Below are 7,516 nucleotides of genomic sequence, written 5' to 3' on the forward strand. Positions count from 1 at the left end.
AAATTTCCGCCTTACTTTATGATAAAAGTGATAACTTTATTATTTTTCTTCGCCTACAACTGTAAAACGTTCATTAATATGTTGTGGGTTTTCAATTTCATCTACAATAGCTATTGCAAAATCAGCATAGCTAATATAACTTTTTCCATTAGAATTCACTAATAGTTGATCTTTACCAGATTTATATTTACCAGTTCTTGCACCTTCATAATCAAATTCAGCTGAAGGACTTAAAAATGTCCAAGTAATTCCTTCTGCATTTTGTAATTCTTCAAGGTTTTGTCCTTGGCCTATTGCAGTTGGTTTGACTACATCTGGAAATTCATCAGTGTCAATAAGTTTAATAGTGTGAGCATCATCAACATATAAACTTCCTGCGCCACCAACAATAATTGCTCTAGTATCTGTACCTTTTAAAATATCAATTAAATGACGACCTGCATTAATATGACCTTCTGAATCGCCTAATGGTGCACCAAATGCATTTACCACTACATCAAATGCTGTAATATCAGAAGTAGTTAAATCATGAATATCTTTTTCAATGACATCTACATTTGAGTTCGAAACTTTTGATGCGTTTCTTACGATAGCCGTTACTTGGTTTCCTCTATCTACTGCTTCTTCTAAAATAAGTTGTCCAACTTTACCTGAAGCCCCAATAATTCCTACTTTCATTATAAACCCCTCCGTATTTCTTGTTATAAAGGTTAATTTAAAAGCAATTAATCTAAATATATAAATGTAATCTTTGCAGTTACTTATGTTTTTGTCAATTTAATAGCTCTTAATACAAATTCTTATCCATAAAGTGGTAGGTTAGTTATCTCAATTTATATATTTATTTATTATTCTTAAAATAAATTTTGATGCCAATAATTGTCAACATACCAAGTAATACAAGGCCTACGACCGCCATAAGTATGTAAAGGAAAATCATGCCCCAATGTGTCGTAGCTTCAACTTTAACGCTAGGGGCGTGATGATCTTTTATAAATTGTCTATCATAATCAACGTATAATCGATTGTCTTTAGAAACTTTCAATTTATATTTTTTCTTATCTTTTGGAACTAAATCATATAAATCTTTTTTAACTTCGTATTCCTTATCATCTATCTTATGTTCCCCTTTTGAAACAACTTTACGGTATTCATATTGTTTAAAAGCATGCTCAGTTAAAGCATTCGCAAGTTTTTGACGTGCGTGTTTAGCTTGTTCATCAGGATAGGGCATAACATTAAATATGCCAGTAACGATTCTTAAATGGTGTCGTTTAGCTGTTAATTCTAGATTATAGCCATTGTCACTAGTACCTGTTTTCAATCCATCAACATCTTTCATAGCATCCGCTTCATTTGGTAATGATGTATTTGTATTATGTAGCTCTTGATTAGATTGTGTATCTTTAGAAAGCTTTGTAATTTTTAAAACATCCGGATGTTCTTTTAACAAATTTGTGCTGAGTATAGCCATATCTCGTGCAGATGTATGAGAAATAGTATCATTTTTATATTTTTTCGGTTCATATGGTTGTAATACTTTATTATTTGCTCCACTTGGATTAGTAAATTTTGTATTTTTCATACCTAATTCTTTTGCTTTTTTATTCATTCTATCTGTGAATTTTGAAGAATTGCCATCAATATGTTCAGCTAAAACTAACGTAGAAGCATTACTTGATTCTAATGCTGCTTGTTTCAATAATTGATTGATTGTAACAGTTTCACCTTGTTTTAAAGGAAATGTTGTTAAATTAGGTAATTCTGACATTTTTTCGTATCTTGATGTAATTTTTACTTTATCGTTCATTTTCACTTTTCCGGATTTAATATCATCGTATATTAAATTCATTGTCATCAATTTGGTTGTTGAAGCTGGATCAACTTGTTTTTTGTCGTGATAATTGTAGAGTATTTGTCCATCCTCAGTAGTTACTATCATACCTTTTGGATTGTATTGCTTATCAATGTTTTGTTTTTCTTGTTTAGCTACGTCTACAGGTGACTGTGATGCTAAAACAGTTGGTGATACAACGATTAAACACATAATTATCATCAGAATACTGGTCAAAACTTTTTTCAATGATGTTCCCCCTATTAATATTTTTATATCATTTAGTTACTATATGTAATTTGCATATACCTATGTTTATAAGTGCCCTACTTAATTTCACTCTAAACTAATTTGGTATTTATGTATATATTATATGAACATAAGTATTATAACGTAATTGACTTACTCTATTAAAATTTTATTATCAAATTTTGTAAAATATGTATTTCTAAAGTAAGAAGGACTTTATTTTTTAAAATTTATAGCATTTTATCGTTTTATTACATTTTGTAATCTATTTTTAATTGTTTAGTTACAATAAATATCTGATTTGTTCTTGAATGTAAATAGCTAGTATTGTAATATAACTGTTATATCAGGTATATAAAATATACAAATGGAGTTATACGCTATGAGAATAGGATTATTATTAATTAGACTTATGTTAGGTGTCACTTTTACAATACATGGTTCACAAAAGGTATTTAGTGGATTTAAAGAACCTATGGAAATGATGGCTGGCTTAGGCTTTCCAGCATTTTTAGGCATTTTATTAGGATTGTTTGAATTTATTGGTGGTATCTTTATGATTATAGGTTTACTTTCAAATTACGTTGCTGCTGGTTTTATCGTTATTATGCTAGGCGCATTATTTACGGTACATCTATCACAAGGTTATATGGCTTCAGAACTTGTAATTATACTTCTAGTTATGAGTATTGCTGTAATGATCTCATATAATTGGAAGAAATTATTAGAACTATATTAATTTTTAAATAGAACATTCAGACACACGAAAAGCAACCTAACACATCGTTAGGTTGCTTTTTCAAATACGATTTTCTATTATATACTAATCATCTTGTTGATTATCTAATACTTTACCTGTTTTAGCATCGACTGTTATTTCATGTTTTTCTTTACCTTTTTGTAGGTCGAAATCATAAACTAATTTTCCATCATCTTTAGATAATGACCATTCTTTAACGTCACCGTCAAATTCTTTTTGAGCAGATTTAATGGCATCTTTATAATCTTTTACATCACTATATTTAAACGAATCATTAGAATTATTAGATTCGCCTTTTTCAGTTTCTTTATGAATTACCTTTTTATCTTTGTCATTAATAATGACTTCTGATTCTTTGTTATTCTTAGTGTCTTGTTGTTCAACTTTGTATACCCAGTCGCCATTTGATTTTTCATATGAAATATCTTTTAAATCTTGACCTTTATATGTTTGTTGCGCTTTTTTAATCGCATCTTCAGGATTTGTCTTAATATCTTTTACTGCTACAGTAGTATCTTTTGTACCTTCGTCTTTTTTATTTGAAGCTGAATCACTACCTCCATTGCCACACGCACCTAATAAAATGGCTGCCGATGATAATAAAGCTATTGTTTTTGTATGTTTCATTGTTAGTCTCTCCTTTATATTAGATATTTCTTAATCCCCAACTTTCTATACAAAAAAACTTAAATTAAGGAATTGTAAAGATTTTGTAAAGATTTATTGAAGGTAAATGTTTACAGTAGTTCACTTATATTAAAGTATTTATCATTGCTTTTTATTGAATTTTACGTTTCGATTGTACTTAAAAATTTTAGAATATCAGTTCTAAATTAGACCACGAGCACGTTGACGTCAGACAAACCTCAGTGTCCTCTCACAGAAATTATTTACACTTATTTTGATTTTTATAAATTTTTAAATGTTTTCAAAAATAATAGCTACAAAAAACTTTTTTAGAAATAGATTTGTGAATAGTTATACTTGTATTACAACAAATATATTATACAAACTTATTGAATTTTACTCTATTCGTTGTAATGGGATAACAATTTTATTTTCCAAATAATATTAATATTTTTTAATCTCAAAGTGTGATATATTTGTTACGTAATATGAAGTTAAATATTAGTGTATTATTACATTGAGACTAACCCATTCTTACACAGCAACATTTAAAGGAGTATGGTTCAATGTCAAAAAGACAAAGAAATTTAAAACACAGTTTAGAAAACGAAAAATCTCGGGTTAAATTATATAAATCTGGGAAACATTGGATTAAATCAGGTATCAAAGAAATTAAATTAATGCGAATCATGGGATTACCTATCTTTTCCAATCATACAATGGAAGATTCTGATGAAGGTAAAGAAAAAGGTAACTTTGTAAAAAGAAATGCTATAAAAGCTTCTACAATAGCAGGTGGCGCTTTTACAGTTAATATGTTACATAATCATCAAGCAATGGCAGCTTCTGAATTACCTGTAACTTCAGAGCTTTCTACACAAAGTCAAGCAGTCGCAAATCAAAATTCAACTGAACTTAAACATGCAAGCAATAGTGAAAACACAGCGAAAAGTGAATCTGTTTCATCAGAAAAAACACAAAGTTCTGAAAAAAATGACACAACTGATAGTACTCAATCTACGTCTAGTAGTAGCGAGAAATCAGATACACAATCTAGTGAAAGCGTTGAAAATAAATCTGAACAACATAGTGAAACTGATCAAACTAACAAACAGAATTCTGATTCAGAGCAAGCTTCTAAGTCTAGTCAATCAGACCATAGTAACTCTGAAGCAAGCAAAAATGATTCAAAAAATTCTCAAAGTACAAAATCTACTTCATCATCTAACGATAATTCATCTGATTCACAATCGCAGAAATCAGAAACAGCTACAAATGAAAGTAAAACAAGTACTTCAAGTGAAACTAAATCAACTTCACCAGACTCTCAATCTCAAGCTTCAACGAAAAATACCGACAGTCAATCATCTGCAGGTGCTACATCAAGTGAATCCCCAAAACAAAATACAGTAAATAGTGAAGCGATTACGAATAAAACATCATATATTAATGAAAGAATGACACATACTGCTTCTGAGAGTGTTGTCACTACACCGGTTGCTAGTGAATCTAGTAAATCGACTAGTACAACTAAAGTACGTGCATTTAGTAGATTAGCGGTCAATCGTTTAGCAGCTGCAGCAACAACAGCATCACCAATTGCACCTACAACTTCACAGGTCGTAGTTGATAAGGATAACTTTACTGATCATTTCACAACTAGCGGTTCTGCAACATACGATCAAAGTACTGGTGTTGCAACATTAACTCCAGATGTTGGCGGACAAAAAGGTGCTATATCTCTAGGTACTAAAATTGACTCAAATAAAAGTTTCCATTTTGAAGGTAAAGTTAACCTAGGAACTCGTTATGAAGGAACTTCTCCAGACGGCGTCACTGGTGGCGATGGTATCGGTTTCGCCTTTTCACCAGGTACACTCGGACAAATTGGTAAAGAAGGGGCTGCCTTAGGTATTGGTGGCTTGAATAATGCTTTCGGCTTTAAGTTAGATACTTATCATAATACCTCACAACCTAACTCATCTGCCAAAGCTAATAAAGACCCTGCTAGTGTAGGTGGCGGTGGCGCATTCGGTGCATTTGTAACAACAAATAATTCAGGCGTAGCAACAACTTATACAGATAATACAAAAACTGCTAATGCGGCTAAATTAACAACACAACCTAATGGTACTTTCCAAGATTTTATCATTGATTATAATGGTGATACGAAAGTCATGACAGTAACATATGCTGGACAAACGTGGACTAGAAATATTTCTGATTGGATTAAAGCCAGTAAAAATACTAACTTCTCGCTATCTATGACAGCGTCTACTGGTGGAGCTCGAAATTTACAACAAGTTGAAATTGACTCATTCACGTATACTGAAACTGCTACGGCACAAGTTCACTATGTTGATGCCGATACTGGTAAAGAAATCGTTGCAGCTAAAACACTGGCTGGAGACGTAGACAATACTGTCACTATTGATGATCAACAAAGCGCGATTACGGCTAAAGGTTATCAATTAGTAAATATAGATAGTACATATGCACCAACATATAACGCAACAAATAAAACAGTTAAATTAACAAATGCAGGGCAAGCTATAACTGTCTTTTATAAAGATGTACAGGCACCAACTATTAACATGTCTAATCAAACTAAAGAAATTAATAGCCCAATTTCACCTATTACAGTGAATACAACAGATAATGGTACTGGCACTGTTACAAATACTGTTACAGGTCTACCTTCTGGATTAAGTTATGATTCAGCATCAAACACAATTACTGGAACTCCTACACAATTAGGAAATAATACTGTTACTGTCACTTCAGTTGATCAAGCCGGTAATTCGTCTACATCGACATTTAACATTAATGTAGTGGATACTACTAATCCGGTTATTAATATTAATAATCAATCTAACCAAGTACTATCACCTATTAATAACGTAACAATTGATACAAGTGACAACAGTGGTTCAACAACTGATACTGTAACTGGATTACCACCAGGTTTAACTTATGATCCTACAACTAAAACAGTTAGTGGCACACCTACTACAATGGGTGACTATACTGTAACAGTTACATCTAAAGATGCTAGTAATAATACAACTACTAAAACATTTACTTGGAATATTGGAAGAAATGCAGAAAGTGATTCTATTTCTAACTCACAAAGTACTTCAACAGTTGATAGTACAAGTACTTCAAATAGTACATCTAATAGTAATAGTATTTCGTCATCAAATAGTACTAGTGCATCTATAAGTAATTCTACGAGTGCTTCAACTTCTGGTAGTACAAGTGCGTCACTAAGTAACTCACAAAGTACTAGTGCATCCTTGTCTGATAGTCAATCAGTAAGTAATAGCATGTCAGTTTCTAATAGTGCAAGTGCGTCATTAAGCGATTCTATTAGCGCTTCAACTTCTGGTAGTACAAGTGCTTCACTAAGTGAATCACAAAGTACTAGTGCGTCCATGTCTGATAGCCAATCAGTAAGTAACAGCATGTCAGCTTCTGATAGCACAAGCACTTCTGTAAGTGAATCTCAAAGTTCTAGTACTTCTATGTCGGATAGCGCGAGTGCTTCAACTTCTGATAGTGCTAGTGCTTCACTAAGTGATTCATTGAGTACGTCTGTTTCAGATAGCACGAGCACTTCTGTAAGTGATTCATCTAGTACTAGTACTTCGACATCACTTTCTGATAGTTCTAGTACATCTATGAGTGATTCTACTAGTACTAGTACGTCTACGTCTGATAGTGCAAGTGCTTCACTAAGTGATTCATTGAGTACTTCTGTTTCTGATAGCACGAGCACTTCTGTGAGCGATTCAAATAGTACAAGTACTTCTACTTCACTTTCTGATAGCGCAAGCACTTCGACAAGTGACTCTACTAGTACAAGTACGTCAACTTCTGATAGTGCTAGTGCTTCACTAAGTGATTCATTGAGTACTTCTGTTTCTGACAGCACGAGTACGTCTGTGAGTGATTCAAATAGTACTAGTACTTCTACATCGCTTTCTGATAGTGCAAGCACGTCGACTAGCGATTCGTCTAGTACTAGTACTTCCACTTCGGATAGC

Annotated in this window: 5 protein-coding genes; 2 read left to right on the plus strand and 3 right to left on the minus strand. The window is 32.3% G+C overall.

The features are described from left to right. Positions 1-39 precede the first annotated feature (39 nt). A complete protein-coding gene (locus tag CD121_RS01745) occupies positions 40-678 on the minus strand; it encodes an NAD(P)-dependent oxidoreductase (RefSeq protein ID WP_126567350.1) in 639 nt (212 codons plus the stop codon). A 163-nt stretch (positions 679-841) separates the two neighbouring features. Further along, entirely contained in the window at positions 842-2,083 is a 1,242-nt protein-coding gene (gene pbp4 / locus CD121_RS01750) for a penicillin-binding protein PBP4 (RefSeq protein WP_126567351.1), read from the minus strand. A gap of 382 nt (positions 2,084-2,465) precedes the next feature. On the opposite strand from pbp4, the gene CD121_RS01755 reads away from it, so the two are divergent. Then, complete coding sequence (locus tag CD121_RS01755) at positions 2,466-2,822, plus strand: DoxX family protein (protein ID WP_029056731.1); 357 nt, start codon at positions 2,466-2,468, stop codon at positions 2,820-2,822. An 84-nt stretch (positions 2,823-2,906) separates the two neighbouring features. On the opposite strand, the gene CD121_RS01760 is transcribed toward CD121_RS01755, so the two are convergent. Beyond that, complete coding sequence (locus tag CD121_RS01760) at positions 2,907-3,470, minus strand: PepSY domain-containing protein (RefSeq protein WP_046467232.1); 564 nt, start codon at positions 3,468-3,470, stop codon at positions 2,907-2,909. A 566-nt stretch (positions 3,471-4,036) separates the two neighbouring features. On the opposite strand from CD121_RS01760, the gene CD121_RS01765 reads away from it, so the two are divergent. Beyond that, positions 4,037-7,516 (plus strand): lectin-like domain-containing protein (locus tag CD121_RS01765; RefSeq protein WP_185817737.1); only part of this gene is annotated, 3,480 nt, incomplete at its 3' end.

It is taken from the genome of Staphylococcus pasteuri, from assembly GCF_003970495.1.
GTDB lineage: Bacteria > Bacillota > Bacilli > Staphylococcales > Staphylococcaceae > Staphylococcus > Staphylococcus pasteuri.

Bases quoted from the DNA above. Each gene is read 5' to 3' on its own strand.
- CD121_RS01745 (WP_126567350.1), bottom strand. From the start codon at position 678: ATGAAAGTAGGAATTATTGGGGCTTCAGGTAAAGTTGGACAACTTATT.
- CD121_RS01755 (WP_029056731.1), top strand. From the start codon at position 2,466: ATGAGAATAGGATTATTATTAATTAGACTTATGTTAGGTGTCACTTTT.
- CD121_RS01760 (WP_046467232.1), bottom strand. From the start codon at position 3,470: ATGAAACATACAAAAACAATAGCTTTATTATCATCGGCAGCCATTTTA.